25 protein-coding genes are annotated in these 25,891 nt (G+C 63.6%); 8 read left to right on the forward strand and 17 right to left on the reverse strand.

What is annotated here, in order from left to right; genetic code table 11:
• Positions 1 to 4: 4 nt before the first annotated feature.
• On the reverse strand, positions 5 to 670 hold the full coding sequence (locus tag ABIA90_RS16600; protein ID WP_354118365.1) for a hypothetical protein: 666 nt from the start codon (positions 668 to 670) through the stop codon (positions 5 to 7).
• A gap of 981 nt (positions 671 to 1,651) precedes the next feature.
• Between ABIA90_RS16600 and ABIA90_RS16605 the strand changes: the two genes are divergently transcribed.
• Together ABIA90_RS16605 and ABIA90_RS16610 are read left to right on the forward strand one after the other, a co-directional pair.
• Positions 1,652 to 3,085, forward strand: a complete 1,434-nt coding sequence (locus ABIA90_RS16605) for a DUF1254 domain-containing protein (protein WP_354118050.1) — start codon at positions 1,652 to 1,654, stop codon at positions 3,083 to 3,085.
• Positions 3,086 to 3,291: 206 nt separating this feature from the next.
• Positions 3,292 to 3,591 (forward strand): hypothetical protein, encoded by a 300-nt coding sequence (locus ABIA90_RS16610; RefSeq protein ID WP_354118049.1) that lies wholly within the window; start codon positions 3,292 to 3,294, stop codon positions 3,589 to 3,591.
• Between the two features lie 82 nt (positions 3,592 to 3,673).
• Here ABIA90_RS16610 and ABIA90_RS16615 read toward each other — a convergent pair whose 3' ends face one another.
• Entirely contained in the window at positions 3,674 to 4,453 is a 780-nt protein-coding gene (locus tag ABIA90_RS16615; RefSeq protein ID WP_354118048.1) for a helix-turn-helix transcriptional regulator, read from the reverse strand.
• Positions 4,454 to 4,562: 109 nt separating this feature from the next.
• Here ABIA90_RS16615 and ABIA90_RS16620 point away from each other — a divergent pair, with 109 nt between their 5' ends.
• On the forward strand, positions 4,563 to 5,642 hold the full coding sequence (locus ABIA90_RS16620) for a zinc-binding dehydrogenase (RefSeq protein ID WP_354118047.1): 1,080 nt from the start codon (positions 4,563 to 4,565) through the stop codon (positions 5,640 to 5,642).
• Positions 5,643 to 5,772: 130 nt separating this feature from the next.
• Here the strand turns inward: ABIA90_RS16620 and ABIA90_RS16625 are convergent, their stop codons facing one another.
• The 11 genes from ABIA90_RS16625 to ABIA90_RS16675 form a co-directional block, all read right to left on the reverse strand.
• Entirely contained in the window at positions 5,773 to 6,477 is a 705-nt protein-coding gene (locus ABIA90_RS16625; protein ID WP_028153958.1) for an ABC transporter ATP-binding protein, read from the reverse strand.
• A gap of 7 nt (positions 6,478 to 6,484) precedes the next feature.
• Positions 6,485 to 7,765, reverse strand: a complete 1,281-nt coding sequence (locus tag ABIA90_RS16630; protein WP_014494909.1) for a lipoprotein-releasing ABC transporter permease subunit — start codon at positions 7,763 to 7,765, stop codon at positions 6,485 to 6,487.
• 73 nt (positions 7,766 to 7,838) lie between these two features.
• Positions 7,839 to 9,158: a proline--tRNA ligase gene (gene proS / locus ABIA90_RS16635; RefSeq protein ID WP_354118046.1), complete on the reverse strand. Its 1,320-nt coding sequence runs from the start codon at positions 9,156 to 9,158 to the stop codon at positions 7,839 to 7,841.
• 151 nt (positions 9,159 to 9,309) lie between these two features.
• Positions 9,310 to 10,872, reverse strand: coding sequence for a copper resistance CopC/CopD family protein (locus ABIA90_RS16640; RefSeq protein ID WP_354118045.1), 1,563 nt, complete (start codon positions 10,870 to 10,872; stop codon positions 9,310 to 9,312).
• The gene (locus ABIA90_RS16645; protein WP_354118044.1) at positions 10,872 to 11,390 is read right to left on the reverse strand and encodes a YcnI family copper-binding membrane protein; all 519 of its coding nucleotides are present in this window, start codon (positions 11,388 to 11,390) and stop codon (positions 10,872 to 10,874) included. Before ABIA90_RS16645 ends, ABIA90_RS16640 begins: the two co-directional genes overlap by 1 nt.
• Positions 11,391 to 11,410: 20 nt before the next feature.
• A complete protein-coding gene (locus tag ABIA90_RS16650) occupies positions 11,411 to 11,845 on the reverse strand; it encodes a hypothetical protein (RefSeq protein ID WP_166096970.1) in 435 nt (144 codons plus the stop codon).
• Entirely contained in the window at positions 11,845 to 12,366 is a 522-nt protein-coding gene (locus tag ABIA90_RS16655) for a copper chaperone PCu(A)C (RefSeq protein WP_063983006.1), read from the reverse strand. Before ABIA90_RS16655 ends, ABIA90_RS16650 begins: the two co-directional genes overlap by 1 nt.
• 28 nt (positions 12,367 to 12,394) lie before the next feature.
• Positions 12,395 to 12,892: a TlpA family protein disulfide reductase gene (locus ABIA90_RS16660; RefSeq protein ID WP_354118043.1), complete on the reverse strand. Its 498-nt coding sequence runs from the start codon at positions 12,890 to 12,892 to the stop codon at positions 12,395 to 12,397.
• Complete coding sequence (locus ABIA90_RS16665; protein ID WP_354118042.1) at positions 12,889 to 14,100, reverse strand: sialidase family protein; 1,212 nt, start codon at positions 14,098 to 14,100, stop codon at positions 12,889 to 12,891. The genes ABIA90_RS16660 and ABIA90_RS16665 overlap by 4 nt, the downstream gene beginning before the upstream one ends.
• A gap of 26 nt (positions 14,101 to 14,126) precedes the next feature.
• Positions 14,127 to 16,532, reverse strand: coding sequence for a TonB-dependent receptor family protein (locus tag ABIA90_RS16670; RefSeq protein ID WP_354118041.1), 2,406 nt, complete (start codon positions 16,530 to 16,532; stop codon positions 14,127 to 14,129).
• An 84-nt stretch (positions 16,533 to 16,616) separates the two neighbouring features.
• Complete coding sequence (locus ABIA90_RS16675; RefSeq protein WP_175618088.1) at positions 16,617 to 16,991, reverse strand: DUF2946 domain-containing protein; 375 nt, start codon at positions 16,989 to 16,991, stop codon at positions 16,617 to 16,619.
• Between the two features lie 482 nt (positions 16,992 to 17,473).
• Between ABIA90_RS16675 and ABIA90_RS16680 the strand changes: the two genes are divergently transcribed.
• The 4 genes from ABIA90_RS16680 (at position 17,474) to ABIA90_RS16695 (ending at position 21,590) form a co-directional block, all read left to right on the forward strand.
• A complete protein-coding gene (locus ABIA90_RS16680; RefSeq protein WP_354118040.1) occupies positions 17,474 to 17,878 on the forward strand; it encodes a globin in 405 nt (134 codons plus the stop codon).
• A gap of 139 nt (positions 17,879 to 18,017) precedes the next feature.
• The gene (locus ABIA90_RS16685) at positions 18,018 to 19,040 is read left to right on the forward strand and encodes a sugar ABC transporter substrate-binding protein (RefSeq protein WP_063983001.1); all 1,023 of its coding nucleotides are present in this window, start codon (positions 18,018 to 18,020) and stop codon (positions 19,038 to 19,040) included.
• A 6-nt stretch (positions 19,041 to 19,046) separates the two neighbouring features.
• A complete protein-coding gene (locus tag ABIA90_RS16690) occupies positions 19,047 to 20,549 on the forward strand; it encodes a sugar ABC transporter ATP-binding protein (protein ID WP_354118039.1) in 1,503 nt (500 codons plus the stop codon).
• A 12-nt stretch (positions 20,550 to 20,561) separates the two neighbouring features.
• Complete coding sequence (locus ABIA90_RS16695) at positions 20,562 to 21,590, forward strand: ABC transporter permease (RefSeq protein ID WP_135213843.1); 1,029 nt, start codon at positions 20,562 to 20,564, stop codon at positions 21,588 to 21,590.
• Between the two features lie 249 nt (positions 21,591 to 21,839).
• On the opposite strand, the gene ABIA90_RS16700 is transcribed toward ABIA90_RS16695, so the two are convergent.
• From ABIA90_RS16700 to ABIA90_RS16715, 4 genes are all read right to left on the reverse strand, one after another.
• Complete coding sequence (locus tag ABIA90_RS16700) at positions 21,840 to 22,883, reverse strand: medium chain dehydrogenase/reductase family protein (RefSeq protein ID WP_354118038.1); 1,044 nt, start codon at positions 22,881 to 22,883, stop codon at positions 21,840 to 21,842.
• A gap of 196 nt (positions 22,884 to 23,079) precedes the next feature.
• Entirely contained in the window at positions 23,080 to 23,784 is a 705-nt protein-coding gene (locus ABIA90_RS16705) for an L-2-amino-thiazoline-4-carboxylic acid hydrolase (protein WP_354118037.1), read from the reverse strand.
• A 41-nt stretch (positions 23,785 to 23,825) separates the two neighbouring features.
• On the reverse strand, positions 23,826 to 24,212 hold the full coding sequence (locus ABIA90_RS16710) for a RidA family protein (protein WP_063982996.1): 387 nt from the start codon (positions 24,210 to 24,212) through the stop codon (positions 23,826 to 23,828).
• A 1-nt stretch (position 24,213) separates the two neighbouring features.
• The gene (locus tag ABIA90_RS16715; protein ID WP_354118036.1) at positions 24,214 to 25,191 is read right to left on the reverse strand and encodes a VOC family protein; all 978 of its coding nucleotides are present in this window, start codon (positions 25,189 to 25,191) and stop codon (positions 24,214 to 24,216) included.
• A 22-nt stretch (positions 25,192 to 25,213) separates the two neighbouring features.
• Here ABIA90_RS16715 and ABIA90_RS16720 point away from each other — a divergent pair, with 22 nt between their 5' ends.
• Positions 25,214 to 25,840: a LysR family transcriptional regulator gene (locus tag ABIA90_RS16720; RefSeq protein ID WP_354118035.1), complete on the forward strand. Its 627-nt coding sequence runs from the start codon at positions 25,214 to 25,216 to the stop codon at positions 25,838 to 25,840.
• The last annotated feature ends 51 nt before the right edge of the window (positions 25,841 to 25,891 follow it).

Genomic DNA, 25,891 nt, shown 5'->3' on the forward strand with positions numbered 1-25,891 from the left:
GTCTTCATGGTGGCAGCAGAGCGGCCGCGATTCCGCCGCTAAGGTCAGGCGGCCGCACGAAAAGAAAACGGGAGGTCGCCGGTATTTCAGCGTCATCTCGGCCGTCCTGGCCAATCAGGATCAATCCGGCTCCGCCATTTGCCACGTTGAGAACCACGGGCTCTCCGCTCCACGTCTTGATCGGCTGCATTCCCACGATGAGGAATTCGCCCATGGGCTGATCAAGATATTGAAGGCGCAATTGCGGACCGACCTCCGCTGCAGCAAGTTCAAAGCCGAGTTGTCGGGCCCGCGCGTAAATGACGGCCAGAGGCACGCTATCGGTTTTGAAGCCGAGCTGGACCGCGGATACCGCCAAAAGCTCCACGTCCATCTTGTTAGAACTGACGGTAAATGCCGGTCGAGCGAGAACTTCCGCGGCCAACCCGCCGATATTGCAACCCACGGCATCCAATGCATTGCGCAACGCGAAGGAGTTGCCAAAAGTGCCGACCGCAATCGTCTTCCAAGTCGGAACGTCGCGGGCGGACCCGATGAGTTTTTGCGGCAAATCAACTGCACGAACTTTGCCGAGTTTCAGTTGATTCTGTAACACGTCGCGCGCCGAGCATTGTCCCCACGCCCTGGGCGCGAACTGAAACAAGGAAGCGGCACAGAGCAATGCAACCATCAAGCAATGGCTGCCCCACCTCGCGTTCAGATGGTGATGTGGTGCGGCACGATCCGCGTGGCTTGTCAGAATGCACATGTCGAAGATCGAATTGCTGCAAAGTTCAACTGAAAAAAGCCCGCCTCCGAGTCAATGGGAAGAACGGAGGCCAATGAAAAACATCGTCCGACCGCACTCAAAAGGGGGGCCGGAGGCGGGACACGATTGGCTCAACTATTCCAACTTCAAATGAACGGGCGGCGGTCCGTAAGCCCGATCGCCCGCCGCATCAAACCGAAACGGAATGACGTGCTCAAACGTAGCACCACGAGTCCCTCGGTACAATCAGCAACTCCGCCCACCAGCGTGCATTGCGATCACTCGATCGCGCTTCGCCGCGAACACCACTCTGAGGCCGCAGACGTTTGTCATAGGTCACAAGCCGCGACTGTTCGCCGCAAGCTCATCGGCGACAATCGCCCGATCGCGCCGTCGCGCGTCCGTCGGCCGCGCCCTCGCCCGCATCGCCACTCCGTATTTCACCGGGCAACGTGACGATCCCTGTGCCTATCACAATCGGCCGCGCGCAGACGCCGGAGTATTCATCGAGCTATTCTCGGCAGATGGGCTCACATCGTCAGCGTCCGACCTCAAGACGATGAATCATCGGATGAAGGGCTGCTCCATTTCGAGCACACGAGGTTGCAATCCAATGACGATCCGGCGCTGAAGCTCGTCATCTAAACGCCGGTCTCGGGCGTCGGCTCACGATCGCCTGGCGTCAGCTTTTGAGGGCCAAGCGGAGCGCAGCGATCCGTCAGAGCAACGCCGCTCGTGACCCGTCGGCGGACGTCCCTTGATCTAGATCAACCAGAACGCGGCGCTTCGCCGCTTAGCTGGCTCATCCTCCTTTGCCTGAGTTGGAGGGAATAGGAAAACACCCGCAGTGGCGGCACTACATCGCCCCACTCGGCCAATGCAGCGAATTTCTGGAGAACCCTTATGCAAAAGCATCTGTTGTCGCTTGCTGCGATCCTGTCGGGTTTGAGTCTCATCGTGTCGACATCGACCCCGAGCGCCGCTCAATCGATTTCTGCGGAAGAGGCACAAGCGATCGCTGCGGAGGCCTATGTTTACTTCTATCCGCTCGTGACGATGGACCTGACGCGCAAGCAGCTCATCAATTCCGATCCCAAAACTGCGGCAATAGGCGGTCCTCCGAACACGTTCGACAATATCCAGGCCTACCCGACCGCGGACATGAAGGCGGTGGTGCGGCCCAATTTCGACACGCTGTATTCGAGCGCCTGGCTCGACCTGACCCGCGAACCCATGGTCGTTTCGGTTCCCGATACCGGTGGCCGCTACTACCTGCTGCCGATGCTCGACATGTGGACCGATGTGTTCGCGTCGCCGGGATGGCGTACGACAGGCACCAAGGCAGCGAATTTCCTGGTCGTGCCGCCGGGCTGGAACGGAAACGTGCCGGCGGGCTTCGCACGTATCGACGCGCCGACGCCTTATGTCTGGATCATCGGCCGCACCAAGACCGATGGTCCTGCCGACTATGCTCCGGTTCACGAGGTGCAGAAGGGGTACAAGATCACACCGCTATCTGGGTGGGGTAAGCCCCCGGTCGCAGTGACACAGACCATCGATCCCAACGTTGACGTCAAGACGCCGCCGAAGCTGCAAGTCGACACGATGGCAGGCGATAAGTTTTTTGCCTATGCGGCGGAGCTATCCAAAGTCCACCCGCCACACATCACAGATGAGCCGATCATCGCGCGCATGGCGCGGATAGGTCTCGAACCGGGCAAGAACTTCGATATGACCAAAGCCGATGCCACGGTACGGAAAGCTATCGAGGATGCGCCGGCTCAGGCGCAAAAACTGATGGCATGGAAAATCCCAACGCTGGCGCGCGTCGCAAATCACTGGTCCATGAACACGGACACGATGGGCGTTTACGGGAACTACTACTTGAAGCGCGCGATCGTCGCGCAGCTCGGACTCGGCGCTAATCTGCCGGAGGACGCGATCTACCCGAACAGTGTTGGCGATGAAAACGGCAAGCCGCTCGACGGCGCAAACAAATACATCGTCCGCTTTGCCAAGGACGCGGTGCCGCCGGTCGAGGCATTCTGGTCAATCACCCTGTATGACGATGAAGGCTTCCAGGTTGCCAATCCACTCAATCGCTTTGCGGTGAGCAGCTGGATGCCGTTCAAGCGCGACGCCGACGGATCGCTCACGCTCTACGTCCAGAATGACAATCCGGGCGGCGATCGCGAAGCCAACTGGCTGCCCGCGCCCAAAAGCCCGTTCAACCTCACCATGCGTCTTTATGCGCCAAAGTCGGAGGCATTGACCGGCGTGTGGAATCCACCCGCCATCAAGCGGGTCGATAGTGAAACCGTTGGCCGGCAGCAATGACAATGCCAAGGGAGCCCGGCTGGGCAAGGCACGCGCGGCGCATTTAAAGCGCCCGAGAAGGGGCAGAGTTGATTCCGCTCGCGAAGCCTGAACCAGGATCACGCCGCCGAAGACGAACCTTCATCGAGATCGAACGGGAGGTTCGCTCCTCAAACGTCGCTCGATACATGCCTCTTGGACAGTTTACACAGCTATGGAGGTAGCCCATGCCGATCGTTCAATTTACTCGCTTCAAAACCGACAAGGTCGAGGAAACGGTCCAGATCATCCGGCAGGCGAAGAAAATCTTTGAAAAACACGGTGCCGAGTTTCTTCGGCTCTCCCGTTTCCACACCGGTCACTGGGCAGGAGAGTTGCTGGTTACGACGCGCTACTCCAATTGGGAAGTCTACGGCAAGGTGCAGGAGGCCGTATCAAAGGACGCGGAGTTCGCGCAGCTGCAGGCTGATGGAATGAAGATTGCCGAACTACAGGGCCGCAACATCGCCGTCAGCATCGATCTCTAGTCGGGGCGCGCCCCGCAAACCACAATAAGCGCGGAGGCCGCCGGACATATGCCGGTGGCCTTCCCGATCTGGTGACGGCGTTCTACGCCCCGACCGGCGTATAGATCACGAGCTTCAGCGCGGGATCGTCGTTGGCCTGAAAACTCGTGTGCTCGAAATGCAGCACGCCCAGAGTTGGATGAGACATCGTCTTGAGGCCCGAGGCGGTGCTGCGGATCTCGTGGGCTTCCCACCATTTGACGAATTCCGGGCTGCCCTGTCGCAGCCGCGTCAGCAACTCCGCGAACGCGGGATCCCCGGCCCAGACGTCGTGGGTGGCGCGAAACATCGCGACCATGCGCTTGGCGACCTCCGCCCAGCCCATGCCGTAAGCCTTGCGCGTCTGCTTGTTGGTCATCATTAGGAGCATCGTGTTGCGATCCTCCTCCGGCAACCGGCCGAACGCAAAAACCTGCTCGGCGGCTTCGTTCCAGGCCAGCACGTCCCAGCGCCGCCCGGTGATATAGGCCGGATGCGGCAGGCTCTCGATCAGCCGCAGGATCGGCGGCGGCACGATCTCGCGCGTGAACGCCCGCTTGTCGCCGTCGCGCGCCAGCGCCTTGAGATGCGCATGCTCGGTCTTGCTCAGCCGCAGCGCACGGGCGAGCGCATCGACTGTGGTGACCGACGGGCTGACGGTGCGGCCCTGCTCGAGGCGGATGTACCAGTCAACACCGATGCCGGCGAGCTGGGCGACCTCCTCGCGGCGCAGGCCCGCGGTGCGCCGGCGGCTGCCCGCGAGAAGACCGACCGTCTTCGGCGTCAGCTTTTCGCGGCGGGACCGCAGGAAGTCGCCGAATTCGATGCGGCGCGGGTCGGCCATGATGTTACGCTCCGATGGAGGGCCTTCGTAATACTAGGATAATACCAGGCCTTCCTGACCTTTCCAAGGCGGCGCATATGCCTTTTCACCCGACTTTGAGGTGAACATCATGAAAGCTGCCGTACTCAAATCCTTCGGATCGCCGCTGGTGATCGAGAATGTGCCGGAGCCGGTGCTCGGCACCGGCGAGGTCATCGTCGACGTCGTCGCCACCCGCGTCCTGTCCTACATGAACGAGGTTTTCAGCGGCGAGCGAAACTACGCGCTCGACCTGCCGATCATCCCGGGTCCCGGCGGCATCGGCCGGGTGCGCACGATCGGCCCGGACGCGACCAAGCTCGCCGTTGGCGACTGGGTATTCTGCGACCCGACGGTGCGTTCGCGGGATGACATCGTGGCGCCCGATATCGCCCTGCAAGGGCTCACGGCCGCCGGCCCCGGCGGTATGCGCCTGCAACGGCATTTTCGCCACGGCTCCTATGCCGAGCGGATGCGCGTGCCGACCGAGAATGTGAAGCGGCTTGGCGCGATCACGTCCGACCAAGCCTCGCAATGGTGTGCGCTGGGGACGGCGCTGGTGCCCTATGGCGGCTTTCTCGCCGCCAACCTTCAACCCGGCGAGACCGTGCTGGTGAGCGGCGCCACCGGCAATTTCGGCAGCGCGGCCGTCTCGGTCGCGCTCGCGATGGGCGCGGCCTGCGTGGTCGCGCCCGGTCGCAACGACAGGATTTTGGTCGACCTCGTCCGCCGCTTCGGCGATCGGGTGAAGCCGGTGAAACTCACCGGCAACGAGAGCGACGACTGCGAAAGCATGAAGCGCGCCGCACCGGGGCCGATCGACTGCGTGTTCGACATCATGCCGCCCTCGGTCAGCACGACCGTCGTACGCGCGGCGATCATGACGGTGCGCGCTTACGGCCGCGTCGTGCTGATGGGCGGCGTCGGCATGGCGGGCGGCGCAGGCCTCGATCTGCCCTACCCCTGGATCATGCGCAACTGCATCAGCATCCACGGCGTCTGGATGTATCCGCCGGATGCAGCGAGCCGCCTGATCGCGCTGGTGCGCGCGGGATTGTTGCGGCTGGACGAATACGAGGCGACGGCGTTCGACCTCGACCACGTCAACGAGGCGGTGGAACACGCCGCAGCGAATGGCGGGCCGTTCAGATTGACGGTGATCAGGCCATAACGGCCCCGCCGCTGCGGCGATGCGCCGTCGCAGCCGAAAGGCCCGACATGTCAAATGGCTGGAAGGCGTCACCCCGATCGTAGCCGGCCAAGGCCGGCTACTGTGCATGGGGTTGTTTTCGCAGTTTTTATTATTCGAGCTCAACGACCTGGCCGTTCGACAGCGACACGCGCCGGTCCATGCGGCCGGCGAGCTCCATGTTGTGGGTCGCGATCAGCATGGAGACCTTGGTCGCCTTGACCAGCTGCATCAGGGCCTGGAAGACGTGATCGGCCGTGTGCGGATCGAGGTTGCCGGTCGGCTCGTCCGCAAACAGCACCCGCGGCGCGTTGGCGACCGCGCGCGCGATCGCGACGCGCTGTTGCTCGCCGCCCGACAATTCCGCGGGCCGATGGGTGATGCGGTCGCCGAGGCCGAGATAGCCAAGGATCTCCTTGGCGCGCTTGACGCTCTCCGACTTCTTCAGGCCGCGGATCATCTGCGGCATCATCACGTTCTCGAGCGCCGAGAACTCCGGCAGCAGCCGGTGCGACTGGTAGACGAAGCCGATATCGGTGCGGCGGAGCTGGGTACGCTCGATGTCGGGCAGCTGCGAGGTCGGCGCGCCGTTGACGTAGACCTCGCCGGAATCGGGGGCTTCAAGCAGCCCTGCGATGTGCAGCAACGTCGATTTGCCCGAGCCCGACGGCGCGACCAGCGCCACCGATTGCCCGGCCCACAGCGCGAGCTTGGCGTTGTCGAGGATCGTCAGCGGCACCTCGCCCTGCAAGTACTGCCGCTTTATCTCGTGGAGATAAATGACCGGTACATCTTCCGCCCCCTGCTGGCTCTCCATCAGCCCCTCACTCGTACCGCAGCGCTTCGACGGGATCGAGGCGCGCGGCGCGCCACGACGGGTACAGCGTCGCAAGGAACGACAGCGTCAGCGCCATGATGACGACCGCCGTGGTCTCGCCGACGTCGATCTCGGCGGGCAGTTTCGACAGGAAGTAGAGCTCCGGCGAGAACAGCTCGGTGCTGGTCAGCCAGGACAGGAATTGCCTGATGGACTCGATGTTGAGGCAGATCACGAGGCCGACGAAAAAGCCGACCAGAGTCCCGACCACGCCGATCGAGGCGCCCGTGATCAGGAAGACGCGCATGATCGAGCCTTGCGAGGCTCCCATCGTGCGCAGGATCGCGATGTCGCTGCCCTTGTCCTTCACCAGCATGATCAGGCCGGAGACGATGTTGAGTGCGGCGACCAGCACGATCATGGTCAGGATCAGGAACATCACGTTGCGCTCGACCTGGAGCGCGTTGAAGAAGGTCGAGTTGCGCTGCCGCCAGTCGACCAGGAACACCGGACGGCCCGCGGCCTCCGTCACCGCCTTGCGGAAGGCGTCGATCTTGTCGGGGTTGGTGGTGAACACCTCGATCGAGGTGACGTCGTTGCTGCGGTTGAAATAGGCCTGAGCTTCAGCCAGTGGCATGAACACGAAGCCGAGATCGTATTCGGACATGCCGATCTCGAACACCGCCACGATCTTGTAGGGCTTGATGCGCGGCGTCGTGCCCATCGGGGTGACCGCGCCCTTCGGCGCCACCAGCGTCACGCTGTCGCCGGCATGCAACGACAGCTGGTCGGCGAGGCGGCGGCCGATCGCGACCCCCTGCCCGTCGTCAAAGCCCTCGAGCGAGCCCTGCTTGATGTTCTTGGCGATCGAGGTGAGGTTGTTGAGGTCATCGGAGCGGATGCCGCGCACCAGGACGCCCGAGGCGTTCCACGGCGAGGACGCCAGCGCCTGGCCGTCGACCACGGGCGCTGCGAGCCGGATGCCCTGGACCTGGCTGAGGCGGTCGGCGACGTCCTTCCAGTCGGTCAGCGGCGATTCCAGCGGCTGCACCAGGATGTGGCCGTTGAGGCCCAAAATCTTGTCGAGCAGCTCTTTGCGGAAGCCGTTCATCACCGCCATGACGATGATCAGCGTCGCCACGCCGAGCATGATGCCGAGGAAGGAGAACCCGGCGATGACCGAGATGAATCCCTCCTTGCGGCGCGCCCGCAGATAGCGCGCCGACAGCATCCACTCGAATGGCGCAAAAGGCGCGGTTTGCTTGGTCTCGGTCATGGTCTCATCCATCGCTCGATAATCCCATGATTCGGGGTCAATTGTGGCCGGATTGGCGGCCGCGATATCGCGCGATGAACAATATTCAGCCGACCAGCCGGGCGACCGCGTCCGCAGGCGACATCGTCTCGCGCGAGCCGTCACTGCGCTTCTTGATCTCGACCTTGCCCTCGGCGAGGCCCTTCGGCCCGATCATGATCTGCCAGGGGATGCCGATCAGGTCGGCGGCGGCGAATTTGGCGCCGGCGCGCTGGTCGGTGTCGTCGTAGAGCACGTCGACGCCCTTGGCGGTGAGCTCGGCATAGAGCTTCTCGCACGCCGCATCGACCGCGGCATCGCCCTGCTTGAGGTTGAGAATCGACGCGCGGAACGGGGCCACCGCCTCCGGCCATTTGATGCCGGCATCGTCATGGCAGGCCTCGATGATGGCGCCCAGCAGGCGCGAGACGCCGACGCCGTAGGAGCCGCCATGGATCGGCACATCGACACCGTCGGGGCCCGCAACCAGTGCCTTCATCGCGTCGGAATACTTCGTGCCGAAATAGAAGATCTGCCCGACCTCGATGCCGCGGGTGTTCACCCGCTTGTCCGCAGGCACTTCCTGTTCGAAGCGCGCGGCGTCGTGGACGTCTTCCGTCGCCGCATAGACCGAGGTCCATTGCTTGATGATCGGCGTCAGGTCGCTGTCATAGTCGACGTCCTCGCCCGGCACCGGCAGGTCCAGCACGTCGCGATTGATGAAAACGCCGGATTCACCGGTCTCCGCAAGTACGATGAACTCGTGGCTGAGATCGCCGCCGATCGGGCCGGTCTCGGCGCGCATCGGGATCGCCTTCAGCCCCATCCGCGCGAAGGTGCGCAGATAGGCGACGAACATCTTGTTGTAGGCGACGCGCGCTGCGGCCTCGTCGAGGTCGAAGGAATAGGCGTCCTTCATCAGGAACTCGCGGCCGCGCATCACGCCGAAACGCGGACGCTGCTCGTCGCGGAATTTCCATTGGATATGATAGAGATTCAGCGGCAGGTTCTTGTAGGACTTGACGTAGGCGCGGAAGATCTCGGTGATCATTTCCTCGTTGGTCGGCCCGTACAGCAGCTCACGCTTGTGGCGATCGGCGATGCGCAGCATTTCCGGGCCGTAGGCGTCGTAACGGCCGCTCTCGCGCCAGAGGTCCGCGAGCTGGAGCGTCGGCATCAAGAGTTCCAGTGCGCCGGAGCGGTCCTGCTCCTCGCGCACGATCTGCTCGATCTTCTTCAGCACGCGGAAGCCGAGCGGCAGCCAGGCATAGATGCCGGCGGCCTCCTGCCGGATCATGCCGGCGCGCAGCATCAGCCGATGCGAGACGATCTCGGCCTCTTTCGGATTTTCCTTCAGGATGGGCAGAAAGAATCGCGACAACCGCATGGCAATACTCTGGGAATCAGTGATCGCCTGCAGTGAAAGCGGATTGGGAGCGAAAACACAAGACCGGGAATGAGGAAAAGCCGCTAAGGCGGCGGAATTCCTGTCATTTTTCCGTTGCCTTCAGGTTCAGCGTGAACTGCACCGGCGCGCTTTAAGGCAGCCCCACATCGAGTTCGTCCTCCAGCGTGACTTTCTCGAAATCGGTCACCAGCGCGTCGATCCGCACATGCCAGCGGCCCGCGAAGGGAAGCTCGACCTTGCGCACGTGCCAGTAGCCGTCCGGCCCAAGCGATGCGCCCCGCTCCATCGGCTCGATGCCGCGCTCCGGCAGGCTCAGGGTCAGCGTCACCTCCTTCGCGATCAGCGGCGTGGCCTCGCCGGTCATGAGCTGGAGCACGAAATCGTCGACGCCGGGTTTCCCAGGAGACACCAGAACCTGGAACATCGCCTTGTCGCTGTGGATGTGGATCGCCAAAGGCGTCTCGGGAATGATCGTCCGCGGTGGCGGGGTGAAGCGCCAGCCGGCGACGACGGCAAGGATGGCGAGTGCGATCGCGCCTTCCAGCAGGATCGAGCGCTTGAGCGCGGGCGTCCCATTCCCGTCCCGGGCCAGAGCCGGTGTCAGCCTGAACCGATTGAGCGCGGCGAGCGCCAGCAATCCCGTGACCAATGCAAGCTTGATCGAGAGGATGAGTCCGTAGCGGGTCTCGACCAGCGCGACCGGCTTTTCGAGCTGAACGATCGCGAGTGCGAGGCCGGTCAAGGCCAGCACGCCGACCGCCAGCGCAGCGATGCGGGAAAAGCGGTTCACGACGGGGAGCGTCGCAGTCGTCGGCTCCGATACCAGCGCGACCAGCGGCGCGAGAGCACCGATCCAGATGGTGACGCCGAGGCCGTGGAGAAAGATCGCCGGCCGCGTCAACGCCTCCGGCGGGGCCGTTGCAGCGTGCCCGGTCATGGCAAGCGACAGACCGACGCCGACGAGCGCGATGATCGCAAGAGCGCGCGCGTACCATGCGCTGCGCAGCGCCATCAACGCGAACAGCATCGCAGCAATCGCAACCAGCAGCGCGGGGCCAGCACTGGTCGCGAACGCGACCCTCCAGGGGGCGGCCGTCGCGAGAGCCGCTGGCGGCAGCCCGAGAAGATCGAGGCCCAACACCCCGAGAGAGACAGCGGCGCTCGGAATGCCGATGGCGAGCGCGACGCGCGGCGCGGTCATGCCCGTCGTCGACCACGCAACCCAGCGCGCAAAGAACACGCCTCCGACACCGACGAACAGCCCGAGATAAAGACCAACCCGCGCCAGCCAGATCAGCACGTTCAACCCGCGATCGGCATTGGCGGGAGGTTGCGTCCCCGTCGGCATGCCGATCGAGAAGATCACCGATCCCGCGACGGGATGGCCGTCCTGCGAGATCACGCGATAGCTGACGACCGCAGTGCCCTGCGGCAGGTCTGGCGGCATCGCGACCGAGATCGTTTCGCCAGACGCGCTGACGCGCGCATCGTTCCTCGCCCTGCCGGCGCCGTCGATCAATTGGATTGCGCCCGGCGTTACCGCCTCGTTGAAGCGCAGCTCCACCGCCTTCGGCGCGCTCGCAAGCATGCTGCCGCTTGCGGGCTCGACTGCGACGAGCGCCGCATGTGCAGACGCGCCGGTCGTGAATCCGACAACACAGAAGAGTGTTGCGAGCGCGGCGAGCAGGCGCATCAGGGCTTTGGCAGGAGCTTCACGCCCGGTGCCGGCGATTTGCCCTCATGCGAATGCCCTTCCCCGTCCGCCGGGATCTCGATCCAGCGGCTGACGCCGGTCTCGCACTCCTGGACGACAGGGAAATACAGCGTCGTGTTCGGCTTCAGGCTGTTGGTCAGGAAGCTGCTGATGACGAACTCGTCGTAGTTGTGATCCGGCAGCTTGCCGCCGGACCAGGCGACCTCCCTGACGCCGGAGGAAAGCTTGTTGCCGTGATAGTCGTATTCATTGGCGTACTTGCCTTCGACGACATCGACGCTCCAGCCCGCCTTTGGCATCGGCTTCACCGCGATCACACCTTCCGGAATCTGCACCCTGATCTTCACGGTAGGCGAACCCGCGCAGCCGTGCGGCACGGCGAAGACGGCCTTGTAATAGGAAGCAACCGTGGCCTGCTTGGTCTCGAGCGTGATATGCGCCGCAGCAGGCGACGCGGCCAGCGCGGCGATCAGGAACAGGCAGGATCTCTTCGACATGTTTGGTCCCTTCGACATCGTCACTTGATCAGGATCGGCGATTCCACACTGACATGATCGGCCTCGGAGATCGAAATTCCGAGACCCAGCATCCAGCGTCCGGGCGTCAATTGCGCGACCTTCACGTGCCAGCTGTCCTCGCCGTCGCGCGAGGCCTCGACCGGCGCGAGCTTCCTGCCGGACTGCGTGTCAACGAGCGTCACCGACACGGCTTTGGCCGTGAGCGGCGTCTCGTCCGTGGTTTCGAGTTGGATGGCGATCTCGACCGGCCCGGCGCGGCCCGGCGAGATCGTGACATTGGCCATCGCCTTCTCGGTGTGCAGGTGGGTGAAGAAACTGTCGTCGTCCGTCGCCGCCGCAAGCGGTGTCGCGGCAACCGACAGCAAGGCAGCCATCGCGAGCGCAAGGCCCGCGAAATTTCGAGGCGAGGTCATCGGAGACTTGATCTGTTTCATCACATCTTCATTCCCGAATGATCCGGCATTTTCTTCATCATGTGCCCGCCGTCGCCGGGCGCCTGCGCACCGACGCCCTGGACGTCGAGGGAGACGGCGACCTTGCCGGCCTTCTCGAACTCCAGCGTCACCGGTACCTTGTCACCCTGCTTGAACGGACCCTTCAGCTCCTGGAGCATCAGATGATTGCCGCCGGGCGCGAGCTTCACCGTCTTGCCGGCATCGATCACGAGCCCCTTGTCGAGCGGACGCATCTTCATCACGCCGTTGTCCATCGCCATCTCATGGACCTCGGTCTTCCCCGCGATGTCGGCGGAAACGCTGACCAGCCTGTCCGCCGTTGTTCCCTTGTTCTCGATGGTGAGATAGCCGCCGGCGACCTTGGCGCCGCCCGGCGTCGCCCGGCTCCAGGCCTGCGAGATGACGAGATCGCCGGCCTTGACGTCCTCGGCTGCCGCTGGTGCTGCGCAGAGCGCGAGAGCGAACGCTGCGAGCAGCACATCTTTCAACATGGTCTTCATATCGGTATTCCCGTTTGCAGATTGAATTTCAGTGTGTGGCGAGCTGTTGGCCCGACCATTTTTCGAGATCGGCCATCTCGGCCGAGCCTTCGATCGTCGTGATTGTCCCGTCCCGGGAGATGAGCATGGTCCGGGGAATGTCGCCCTGCCAGGCGGGGTCGATCTCGAACCTCAAACGCTCGACAAAACCGTCGTTGAAGATGAAGTTCTCGGTCGACGACAGCCCCGCCTTGTCAAGCATCGACTGCGTTGCCGCCGGCAGATTCGGCACGAGATCGGCGCTGATCGTGACCACGTCGATCCCGGGATGGTCCTTCGCAAACTGCCCGAGCAACGGCAGCTCGACCTTGCAGGGCCCGCAGGTCACGCCCCAGAAATGCACGAGCGTCGGGCGGCCCGCATGACCCCTAAGGACGCCTTGCCAGGTGCCGCGCTCGAACGGTTTCAGGGCCGGCGCTGCTCCCAGCGTAGCCGCTGACGCGACCAGGATACCCAGACCCAGAATGCCTGCAAATCGACGTCTCATGGCTGGTCCTCGATTGCTGTGAGCCGATAACCATCCGCTTTCGTCATCCATGACAAATAGACCTGTCGGCCATTGGAAACGAGCAAAGGATGATCGGATGTGTCGGTCGTACTCGATATCGTCTTCGGCGGCGACCAGCTCTCGCCATCGTCGCGGGAAATCATCATCTGGACCGAGGTCTTCTCGCCGTCGAACTCCTTCCAGACCATCACCGTTCCCACAGCACTTGCGAGCACGTAAGGACGCGTCGGATTGCGGCCCGGCTGCCCCAGCGCCATGGGCGCAGAGAAGGTGCGGCCTTCGTCGCGCGAGTGGGCGTAGAACAGTCCCTTGCGCGCCTTGCCGCTCGTGTACCAGGCGACGTGATAGGTCCCGTTCGGCGCAACGGTGAGGCTCGGTCCGTGATGCGGGCAGGCGTTGATCTGCCAGTCGTCATTACTGACCCGATGGATCTCACCCGGCGTCGAGACGTCGGCGAAGGTCATGACCGCGTGATCGCGCACGCCGCCCTCGAAGATATTTCTGAAGATCACGGCCGGCCGCCCGGGCGCCGCGAATGTCAGCCCCAACCGGCAGCATTCGCAAGTGTTGTCACGCGCAAGCTTCGCCTCCGCGTAGGTGGCGCCGCCATCGCGAGACGAGGCAAAGAACAGCCCTGCTCCCTCGTACTTCCGTCCTGCCTCCTTCGCGGGAACACGATTGCGCTTATCCAGCCATGCCGCAAAGACCGTTCCATCCTGATCGAGCGCCAGCGCCTCAAAACGCTGGCTCTCATTGTTGGCGGTGATGGGCTTCAGCTCCGCAAAGCTCTTCCCGCCATCGCTGGATCGCGAGTAGAGCACCTGGCCGTTGAAGGCCTCATCCCTGAAGATCGAGAATGCGAGCGCGATGCCGCCCTTGCGGTCGACCACGATCTTCGGCCGGGCGTCCGGCCCCCAATCAAGGTTCAGCCGCTTGGCCGTGACCTGGGTGGGCGCCGAGAAGCTGCGCCCCGCATCCGATGAACTCGCAACCGACACCTGCCCGCCTGCCATCCAGGCTAGCCACAGCGTTCCGTCCGGTCCGAATGCGGGCGTCACCTTGGTTGCACAGCGCAGCGTCGGCTCCTCGCACGACGCTTCCGAGGCATGTTGACCGTGCATCTGCGCGAGCGCCGCCCCTTGCAGGAATGCAAGAGCGACTATCCCAAGCAAGCCACTTCGGACCATGGCCCTATTCCCTTCGAGAGCCCGGATCATCTGAATGCCACCTTCATACCCGCAACGAACAGGCGCGGCGAGCCCGCGTAGATCGATCCCGTCGTATTTGCGAGCACGCTCGCAGGATTTTGAAGGCCGGCCGCCGTCACTGTATTGGCGATGTTGTTTGCCGATGCGACGTAGGTACGGTCGAAAACGTTCCTGACTTCGAGGAACAGGTTCAGAGATCTGAAAGTGTCGGACACCAGATCGGTCTTGTAGTGGACGTTCAAATTGACCAGCTCATAACCCGGCGCTTTCAGCAGGTTTGCATTGTCCATGTAGAAGGAGTCCTTCCACTGGACTTCCACGAAGCCACCGAGACCTGCCAGTGGCCCGGCAAACTCGTCGTAGCCGACCCGGGCTGTCAGCTCGTTGGGCGAGATGCCGGGGATCTTGTTGCCGGCCCGGTTGAAGCTGAAGACCGCACCATTGGTGATGTTCTCGACATACTCCGTGTAGACCTCGTCGAGGTAGGTGTAGGCCGCCATGAACCGCCAGCCCGGATAGAACTTCCAATCGGCCGCAAGCTCGATGCCGCGATGCTCCGAGCGCGGCGCATTGAACGTGTAGCTCTGGTTAGGTGAATTGACAGGTGTTGCCTGCGATACAAGTTCGTCGCGAAAGAACTCGTAGAAGCCCGTCGCGCTTACTTTGAGCGTGTTGTTCGGTGTCCAGTCGAAACCGAGGTCGTAGCCCAGATTTTTCTGAGCCTGGAGCTGGGTATTGTTGCCCGACAGCCCACTCGGCAGGACAAACAGGTTCGAAACCTGCGGAGTGCCGTACCCCGTAGCAACCCGCCCCCTGAGCACCCACTCGTTGTTCACCGTATAGAGCAACGCCAGTTCAGGCGCAGTGTTCTGGAATTGCCTGTCCGCGGTCGTCAGCGTCGTCGTGGTAATGCCAGTGGGGCCAGCGTACGCATACGCAGTGTTGATCCCCTTGAGAACGGTAGTTTCCCAGCCGATGCCTGCGACAGCCGTCAAGGATGTCGTCAGCTTGAGCTCTTCCCGCGCGCGAACGCCGTAATTGGTCGTCTGGCTATAAAGATTGCTCGACAGACTGCCGAGTGTGGCATTGCCCCCCGGCATGACGTTCCGCGTGTCGCTCGAGGCCGTCAGGGTGTTGTAGAAGGCACCGAAGAACGTGGTCGATTCCAGGCCGAGAATCTCGCCCCGCTTGGTGACGTCGCTCATGAAATTGTACGAGGGAAAATCTCCGATCGCGCTGGTCGTGCCGGTCGGCTGATTGATGTTCCTGTCGTCGAACACGAACTGGTTGCGCCAGGTCGTGGTGTTGTCGAAATCGTGCTCCCAGCGGCCGCCGACGATGGTGCGGCGGTCGTTGCGGCCAAGCCCGGCCTGCACGGCCGTCTCCTTGTCGGTTCCAGCGGTTGCATTGAAGCCGTTGTTGAACAGTGTGACCGTGCCGCATCCGGCGGCGGCCGAGACGCCGGTCGCACAGCCCTGCTGGAATGGGTTTTGATAGTACTGGTTCAGCGACTGCCGGATCGGCAGCCGCGTGCTGAGATCGTTGTTGATGATCTTGACCGTGAAACGATCGTCCGGCGTCGCCTTGAGCGTGCCGAGGAAGTTGACGGTCTGCGTATTGAACCAGCTATTGCCGATATAGCCGTCGCCTCGCGTGTCGCTTGCGAACAGCGAGCCCTCGAAGTTCCCGACCTTTTTGCCGGCCGCGAGATAATTGTTGAGATAGCCGTAGCTGCCGCCGTCGACGCCATATTCGACGCCGTCGATCGTGCCGCCGGGCCGTGTCCGGAAATTGAGCGCGCCGCCGGTCGCGTAGTTCCCGTAGAGCGCCGACGAAGGGCCGCGAATGACGTCGATCGCCGCATAGGCGCGCGGATCGATCAGGTCACTGCGGGACAGCCCGTCCGGTTGCGTGACCGGGAAGCCGTCGTCGAAGATCACGAGATTGCGGATGCCGAAGCCGTTGCGGGCGTTGGAGCCGCGGATCGAGATACCGATATCGCGGGGTCCGTTGCCCTGCTTCACCGATATGCCGGGGCTCTCGCGCAGCACGTCGGCCACGGTAACCGCCGGCCGGTTGTCGAACTGGCTGCGATAGATGGTCGTCTCGGTCTGGCCGGTTGGCGCCTGATTGAGACCGTCTCGCGCCGCGCTGGCCGTCACGGCCCGGTTTGGGGTCGACGCGCCGACGCTCGCACTCGGCGTAACGGGCCTCGCTGCGCGGCCGGCCGAAGCGGATCGCGGTTGCGAAGGCCGGGTGACTGGTTTGGCACGGGCAGTCTGCGGCGCCTCAACGGTCACCGCCGGCAGCTCCGTGTTCGTGCTTTGGGCAAAGACTCCGCTCGACGACGCAAGCAGCGCGGCCTGGACCGCGACGACGCTCACGCCACGGCGGGCATGACAACGTAACATGGGGCATTCCTGACGCCGGCTTTCTCTCCGGCCCTTCGACAGCATCGATCGCCAGCGGACGGACCGCGGCAATCACGAGGGTCGTCAGGAAAATTGAGGTGGTGCGCGCGCCTGGGCGCTTGTGCCCTTATGGATCGCGACGGCCGATACATCCGCCGCATGCCACACCACGCGCGCGGCGTGGCGGAAGGGAATGGCGAGCGCAACGTGCGGCGGCGAATCGAGCGATGCGCCTGCCTGCGCCAGGCAGCACAGCGCGCACGCGGCGCCATGTGCGGTCGGCGCGCCGGTCTGGTCGTCCAGACCGCCCTGCTCGCTGGCGCTGTGGCAGATGACGCCGGCAGACAACGGATCGGCCACGGCCTGGCCGGCCGCCAGACAGGCGGCAATCGGCGCCAGCACCTGCATCGCCAAAGCGAGCAGGACCAGGGGTAGGAATTTTTGCAGCCGTGCGCGCATCCGCCGAGCCATTCGTTCGCCTACAAACTAAACACCTCGCCGAGACCTGAGTCGAGGTCAGTTCCGCCGGCTTCTTGGCCCAGCGCAAATTTCTCGAAAACTGTGGTCCCGCCGCCCCATGGGCTAGGACGTCCGGCATTTGAGGCAGTCCGGTAACCCCGCCCCGTCCACAGATTTCTTATATTTGTCATATGCTTACGGGTTAAACAGCCCGATCATTTCGTCAGCTGCTCTAATTTTGAACAATCGTTGCCGAAAATGATGACAAGTGAGAAAAGTTGATCTAGCATCCCTCTTGCTCAGGCTGGCCGCGAGGTCGAAGTCTGGTGGTCCAAGTCTCGGGAGGAGCCCCTGGCGCGCAAAACGCAGCGTCGCCCCGTCAATCAAGAGCAAATCTTAGAATCGGGGATAATAGGGTCGACACAATTTTCGAGCGGGGCTAGGGCCCCGCTCTTTTTTTTGCCCGCATGGCTTCGATGCCGATGAGCGCTCCCTCTAATCCAATCGAAAACAGCTTCGACCTCGCAGCCTCGCGTTGCGCGGATCTCACGCCACTCGTCTACCAACGGCTATTCGAACAGCATCCCGAAACGCAGACCATGTTCCGCTCGCAGGGCAGCGAGCTGGTGATGGGATCGATGCTTGCGCTGACGATCGAGGCAATCCTCGACTTCGCCGGTGAGCGTCGGCGCCATTTCAGGCTGATCGCCTGCGAGGTCGCCTCGCACGATGGCTACGGCACTCCGCGCGAGCTGTTCATCGCGTTCTTCGCCGTCATCAGGGATGCGCTGCGCGACCTGCTCGGCGACGAATGGTCGCCGGAAATCGCGCAGGCCTGGGACCAGCTGCTCGTCGCGATCGACGCCTTCGCCACTATTCCGGCCTGACGCTTTGCGCTGCACCAACACGAGCTGCGGCGATCTCGCGATCGATTGCAGATTGAGTGGCAGGAACTCTTGTGAGAGACTTTCGGACATCGGTCGCGCAATCAATGACGCGCCGACGAAAATTTTATGGGAGCGAGCGATGTCCGGGACGAAAGATTTCTCGACGACGAGGCGCGATCTTCTTCAGGCGGCGGCGACCGCCGGCGCCGCGACTGCCCTTCTCGGCAGCATGGGCATAAACCCTGCCCTTGCAGCCGAGGTCGGACGATCCGAGAAGCCGCTGAAGGCGGCCTTCTCCAATGCAGGCCTCCAGGCCACCTGGTGCGCCCAGGGCAAGCAGGCGGCGGAATTCTGGGGCAAGCTGTTCAATGTCGAAGTGACCTGGTTCGATGGCCAGCTCGATGCGGTGAAGCAGCGTGCGGCGATCGACAACATGGCCTCGCAAAAGTGGGACTTCGTCGCGATCCAGGCCTTCGGTATCGGCACCCTCACCCAGCCCGTGCAGAAGATGATCGATGCCGGCACGCCGGTGATCGACATGGACACGTTGATTGCCCCGCTCGACCAGATCAACGTCCACTCTTTCCTTGCCCCCGACAACGAGTTCATGGGCGCCTCGGTGACGCAGGCGCTGTGCAACGCCATGGGCGGCAAAGGCAAGATCATCATGACGCAGGGCGCGCTCGGCCATACCGGCGCGCAAGGCCGGGCGAAGGGCTTCAACACCGTCGTCAAGCAGTTCCCGAACATCGAGGTGCTCGACACCCAGCCTGCCGACTGGGACGTGTCGAAAACCGCGCGCCTCTGGGAAACCTACCTGACCAAATATCCGCAGATCGACGCGGCGTTCTTCCACAATGACGACATGGCGCTCGCCGCCGCCAACATCATGAAGGCGCGCAATCGCACCAACATCCTGATCGGCGGCGTCGATGCGATGCCACCGGCGATCCAGGCGGTAAGCGAGGGCCGCATGTTCGCGACCGTGCGCAATCCGTCCTGCCGCATCCATGGCGGCGCCATCATCGCGGGCGTTTCCGCCGTGGTCGGCGGCGAGAAGAGCGGACAGGGCATTCCCAAGCACGTCATCACCGACGGCCCGGTCGTGACCAAGGCCAACGCCGCCGGCATGCAATGGATGGAAGATCACTTCCTGATCTGAGCCTCCATGCCTGAGGTTCGTTCGCCCATCCTGGAACTGCAAGGCATCACGAAGAGCTTCGGCGGCGTCGAAGCGCTTCGTGGTGTTGATTTCGCGCTCTCACCCGGCGAGATCCACGGTCTCGTCGGCGAGAACGGCGCCGGCAAAAGCACGCTGATGAAGATCATCGCCGGCGTGCACAGCGAATTCTCTGGCCGCTTCCTGATCGACGGGAGGGAGACGCATTTCCGCTCCGCCCGCGATGCGCACGCGGCCGGTATCGCCATGGTGCATCAGGAGCTCAGCGTCGCGCCCGATCTCACCGTCGCCGAGAACGTGTTCCTGGGCAACCAACCGACCAACCGGTTCGGCCTCGTGCAATGGCGGCGCATGGCGCGCGAGGCCGGCGAGCAGCTCGCCCGCTTCGGCATCGACGTCGATCCGATGTCCAGGCTCGGCGACCTCCCGATCGGGCTGCAGCAGCTGATCGAGATCGCCCGCGTGCTGTTCTCCGGCGCCCGCATCGTCATCCTGGACGAGCCGACCTCCGCCCTCTCCCCGCCCGAGGTCGAGCGGCTGTTCGCGACGCTGCGTCGGCTGCGCGAGGAAGGCACCGCTATCGTCTTCATCTCGCATTTCATCGAGGACATCCTGCTTGTGTCCGACACGGTGACCGTGTTCCGCAACGGGCGGAAGGTCGCCGAGACCGCGGCGGCTGCGACCAGCAAGGGCGCGCTGATCGAGGCCATGATCGGCCGCGGCGGCGAAGCGCTCGAGCACAGCTACACCGATGACCTCATGCTGCCACGGCCGAGCGACAGCTCCGTGGTCCTGAAGGTCGACCAATTGTCACTGGCCCGCAGCCTGAAGGACATCTCCTTCGAGGCCCGCGCCGGCGAGGTGCTCGGCATCTACGGGTTCATGGGCTGCGGCCAGCAGGAGCTGTCGCGCATCCTGTTCGGCAAGCTGAAGCCGGACGGCGGCACGCTCGCCGTCGAGGGCAAGCCGAAAACCTTCGCCAGCACGGCGGCGGCGCGGCGCGCCGGCGTGGCGCTGGTGCCGGAGAGCCGGCGCGCCATGCTGTTTCATCAGGAACCGGTCTACAAGAACATCTCGATCAGCATTCTCGACCGCATCTCGTCGCTGCTGCTCAAGCCGGCGCAGGAGCGCGACATCGCCAAGCGCCAGGTCGAACAGCTGCAGATCAGGCCGCCGGTGGTCGGTCTCGACCTCGGCATGCTCTCCGGCGGCAATCAGCAGAAGGTCGCGCTGGCAAAATGGCTGACCTATCCGCCGAAGCTGCTGGTGCTGTGCGAGCCGACCCGGGGCATGGATGTCGGCGCCAAGAACGACGTCATCAACATCGTCCGCGATCTCCGCGCCAAGGGGCTCGCGGTCATCGTGCTGTCGACCGAGCCGGAAACGGTGCTGTCGCTGGCCGACCGCATCCTCGTGCTCAAGCGCGGGGCATTGGTGCGGGAATTCAAGAACGAGCCGGTCAGCAAGGACCGCCTGCTGGAAGCGGCGTGACGGAGAAGCACCATGGCGAGCAGTGAGACGGCTTTGGCGGCGGGTCAGCGGCCGCGCGGCGTTGCGCCCTTCCTGCGCTCGCAGATGCGCAACATCGCGCCGTTCCTCACCCTGATCTTCCTGTCCGCCTTCTTCGCCTTTGCCAGCCCCTCCTTCGCGACGCTGGACAACCTCGGCAACATCCTGACGCAGGTGTCGGTGACAGGCATCATCGCGGTCGGCCTCACCTTCGTGATCCTCTGCGCGGAGATCGACCTCTCGGTCGCCAGCATCGCCAACGTCACCGGCATCGCCGTCGCCTACTTCACGCTGCAGGAATCCTACGTCAACATCGCCAACATCCCCCTGCCCGGCGCGGTCGCGATCATCCTGTCGATCCTGCTCTGCGCGCTGCTCGGCCTCGTCAATGCGCTCGGCCTGACCGTGATCGGTATCCCCTCCTTCATCATGACGCTGGCGATGATGCAGATCGCGGCCGGCGTCTCGGCGCTGCTGGTACGCGGCCAGATCGCCTACAAGGTGCCCGGCCTGATCACCACGCTCGGCTCGGGCTCGATCGGCGGCATCCCCTGGATCGTCATCGTCGCGGCCATCATGCTGCTCGGCGGCCATCTGGTACTGACCTACACGCGCTTCGGCCGCTACGTCTACATGGTCGGCGGCAATCGCGAGGCGGCCGAATATTCCGGCCTCAACGTCAAGCTCATCCTCGGCGCCGTGATGGTGATCTCCGCGGTGTGCTCGGGGATCGGCGGCATGCTCGGCGTCGCCCATTTCGGCAGCGCGCAGCAGAACGAGTTCGACACCTATCTGCTCGACTCCATCGCCGCCGTCGTCGTCGGCGGCACCAGCCTGTTCGGCGGCCGCGGCGGCATCGGCAACACCATCGTCGGGCTCTTCGTTCTCGGCGTCCTGAATAACGGCCTCGACCACGTCAACATCGACAGCTTCCTGAAGATCCTGATCCGCGGCCTGATCCTGCTCGCGGCGCTGGTCATCAACGTCTACGCGCAGCGGCTCAGGGAAAAAGCGGCGGAGTAGGCAGCCCTCAAAACAAAAACGCGAAAACAACCCCATGCACAGTACAAATCATTGAAGAATTTGGCGCGAGGTGGCTTGAGCCCCCGCCGCAACGACGTTTGACACGTCGGGCAAAACAGGAGCACAACGTCATCATGGCGCCGTGCCTTTAAGGCCGATGGGCTCAGGACCGCGACCCAAACTCCGTCATTGCGAGCGCAGCGAAGCAATCCAGGAATCTATCCGCGGATACATGTCTGGAGCGTCGTCTCAGGCGGCGCGCTGGTTGTGTCGCGACAAGAGATCCGGGCACAGCACGAGCTTGCCCTCGAGGCCACCAGCCTCGAGGCGACGGTGAGCATCGGCGACCTCGTCGAAGGAGATCCGCTCGGCGATGCGCGGCCGGATGGCACCAGTTGCCAAAAGCCCGAACAGCCGCTCCAAGTCCTCCTTGAACCAGGTGGGATGTCGAGCCCGCATGGCATTTACCGAGTAAAACCGGGCCCGCTTGCCGCCGGGCAACAATCTCCACAGGTAAAGGCGCGCGATCTCCATCACGATAGGGAGCATGCGACGCTGCGCTTGCACGCTCGCCGAGAAACCGATGGCACAGAGCAGGCCGCCTGGCTTGAGCGCCGCGTATGAGCGGCGATAGCCGTCTTCGCCAACGCCGTCGACGATGACGTCGAATCCGCCCGGCAGGACCCGCGTGAAGTCCCCATGCTTGTAGTCGATCGGCGTTGCCCCTAGCTCTCGGACGAGCGCCATGTGCTCGCCGCGCGCGGTGCCCCAAAGCTCGATGCCGGCCAGTCTCCCGAGCACGAGCAGCGCCTGGCCGACCGCGCCGGCGGCGCCGTGCACGAGCACGCGCTGGCCTCGCTGGACCCGGGCCGCGCGGTGCAGAAGCTGGTACGCGGTCGTCCAGCTCAAGATCAACGTGGCCGCCTCCGCCGCGTCTACGCCCTCCGGCACGCGGGCCACGTCGTTCGCCCGAAGCGTGCGATAGTCGGCGTTTGACCCGACCACCGTCATGTCGGCCACGCGGTCGCCAATCTGAAAGTCATGCACGCCTTCACCGAGCTGATCGATTGCCCCGACCACGTCGTAGCCCATTACGAACGGCGGCCGGAGGCCCATCGTTTGCGGGTATAGATGGCGCCTGATCAACACCTCGGTGTAGTTGAGGCTCGACGCAATTACACGGACCCGCAGCTCGCCCCGGCTGGCGGTCGGCAAGGGAGCGTCGACCACCTCCAGCCTCTCGGGATCACCGAAGAGGCTGACTTGAACAACTCGATTGCGCGGCTCCATCATCGGCGATCTCCTTGCAATGTCGTGATCCAGCGCAAGGACGGGCACTCTTTTGCAGCTATTTTGCATCGCCACGTCGGCAAGCATTGAGGATATGGCCGGCCTGGAGTTCTACCTTGATTTGGCTCAAAGTATGCGATGCGCAATTTGATCGCTACCGGGGCATAGCGGAGTTTCGCGAGCCGTCAGCGCGGCCGATTTATGGGTTCGCGGCCTCATCCGGCGGTAGCCGCGAGAAGCGGAAATTGCAGTGGCTCGCGCCGCCCGCCAATGTTTGTGTGCGCTGCAGGCGGATGCCGCGCGCTGCGTAGGCGACGAAATCGAGGCCGCAGATATTCGGCAGGATGTCCTTGTCCCCGTGGCGCGCTGCGAGCTTGCAGAAGCCGCAGGCCTTGTAGTTGATGCCGAATTCGAAGCTGTCTTGCGGACCCGGCTCGACGAAATCGTAGACGAAGTCTTCCGGAAACTCTTCCTGATGAGCTTTTGTAACGCTCCTTGCCGCCTGCTCGCGCAGCAAGGCCTGGTTCTCCGGCGACACGAATTGTCGCCCCGAGGCGAGACGCTCCGCTTCTGATACGGTCAGCAATTGCGCCTTGTAGGTGTCTCGCTCGATCTCGCCAATCACAGGCACCGGCACGCCGTGTCGTCGCAGCACCCGGCTGATGGCCATGAACCCCATCAGGCGCATGAAGAAATCGCTCATGCGGCTTGCCGCGCCGCCGACATAGGGCATTTGGGTGAGGACAATCTCGAATTCCTCCATCACCTCCCGCCTGATCCCGTCGATGTCGGTGAGATGCGTGCGCTCGCGCAGCATCGCTTCGGCAAGGTCGAGTCGATCGCGCATGGCGACCTCCATTGCGCTCCGATGCGTCTGGTAGAAGGGATGGATGTTCTCAGCCATGTGACACCTGAGGGCTCATTGCAGGGTTGGCGAAGCTGGCTTCATTCCGCGGCAATCGCCTCGATCTCGAGTAGCCATTTGCTGTCAACGGTCTCGACGACCACGACCGTCAGCGCGGGCCGATGTTCGCCGAGCACCTTGCTGCGAATGGTGCGGTTGGTCACGACTTGAGTCCGGTCAGTCAGGAACGTGGTGACCTTGACCAGATGCTCAACGCCAAGCCCCGCGGCGGCGAGCACCTCGATCACGTTGCGCCAGGCCTGCTCGCATTGCGCCTCGAAACCTTCGGGCACGGTGCCGTCGGTTTTCTCGGGCACCTGGCCGCTGACGAACAACAGTCGGCGATGCTGCGTCAATTCAAGTCCCATGCTGTAACCGCCGGCGGGAGGATGGACCGTTGCGGGATTGTGGTTGACGATGTGAGCCATGTCAGCTTGCCTCCTGTTCGACGAATTCGAGCGCCAGACCATGCGCGGTGGCGGGTGGCACCAACAGCACGGCACCGGTCATCGCGAAGCCGACGCCGTTGTGTTTCAGTGTTCGCCCTGTCGCATCCAGATCAGCGACCGCCAGACGCGCCGCGCAAAAGCGCGGCGAAGCGCTGTTCGCGAGGCCCGGTAGCCGGCGCGCCAGTTCGGACGGGCCGAGCAAGATGATCTGATTGCCGCGCTCACCAATCGTCAGCCGCCCGGGCGCAAGCTCGGCCGCGCTTTCCGTGAGGCGCTCGAGGAAATCTCGATGCGCCACCGGCTCCGCCGCCGACATCACCACCTCGACCACGCGGAGGGCGCCGTTGGGATGACGCTGATACTGCGCCTTCCAGAACAGTTCCGGCGGGTGACGCTGCTGGCAGGTGAAGAACGCGATCCCGGGCATGGCGGGATCGGTGGCAAAGGCCAGCGAAAACGCGACGCGCGCCGTGCCTCCGCCCGGGAGCACCGCGTCGCGGCCGAAATCGAACGGCGCATAATCGCCGATGCGGTCGGCCCTGAAACGCGCGGCATCGGCGTGGGCGTCGGTGCTGTGCAAGACCAGCATCGACATCCCCTCGGCGGTCTCAAGAAAATCGCGGTTGTGGGCCGCGAAGCTGAAATGGCCCGGCGTAGCTGGCGGCACCAACGCATTGTCGGTGACGGCCAGCAACTCCAGAAAATTGTCGGCGAACTGCGCCAGGCGGTTGCTGGTTCCGAACGGATGCACACCGGTCGGCGTGAGGTTGAAGCCAAGCCGCTGCCAATCCAGCGCAGCCTGTTCCAGATCGCGGACGCAAATGACGAGATGATCTAAACGACGGGGCATTGGGGGTCTCCGGATTGCGGGCCGACCGTATCCGGCGACATCACTGCTTCGCAAAGCATTGTTGCTGCGGTTCAGCGCAAGAAAATCTATTGCAAGGCCAAGGCCCATCGGTGTCAAACTGCGAGCCGCGATGACCTACGCCCTTCCCCCGCTCAACGCGCTCCGCGCTTTTGAGGCCGCCGCCCGGCATCTCAGCTTCAAGCTGGCCGCGCACGAGCTGCACGTGACACCTGCCGCCGTGGGACAGCAGGTGAAGGCGCTGGAGGCACGCCTCGGCGTGCAGCTGTTCGAGCGGCTGCATAAGCAGCTCATTCTCACCGCGGCCGGTCAGGCCTATCTGCCCGGGGTCTCCGAAGGTTTTCGTCACATTGCGGAGGCGACCTCGCAATTGAAGCCGGCGGGCGCGGTGCTGCTGCAGTTGGGGGTCCATGGCAGCTTCGACCTGCGCCGGCTCGAATTGGCGGAGTTTCGCAGCGCCCATGCGGAGATCGGTTTGCGGGTGCTGCAGCCGGCCGGCCTGCACGAATTGGTCGAGGGCAAGGTCGACCTGCTGATCGCCCGCGGTCTCGGCCGCCAGCCGGGCTATCGCTGCGACCGGGTCAATGAGGGATCAGGCCTCGGTGATTGGCTGATCGCGCCTGAAGGCACCGCGGATTGCCCCGAGATCGTCAGCTTCCGCGACTGGCTGCGCGCCCTGCCAGCCGAGAACCCGCTCGCAAACCGCCGCCCGCGTCTGGTCGGCATCAGCGGAAGCTAAGGCGACCGTGAGGCATGGCTTGAGCCCTCGCCGCTAGGACGTTTGAGACGT

The organism is Bradyrhizobium sp. LA6.8 (genome assembly GCF_040547935.1).
Taxonomy (GTDB): Bacteria; Pseudomonadota; Alphaproteobacteria; order Rhizobiales; family Xanthobacteraceae; genus Bradyrhizobium; species Bradyrhizobium barranii.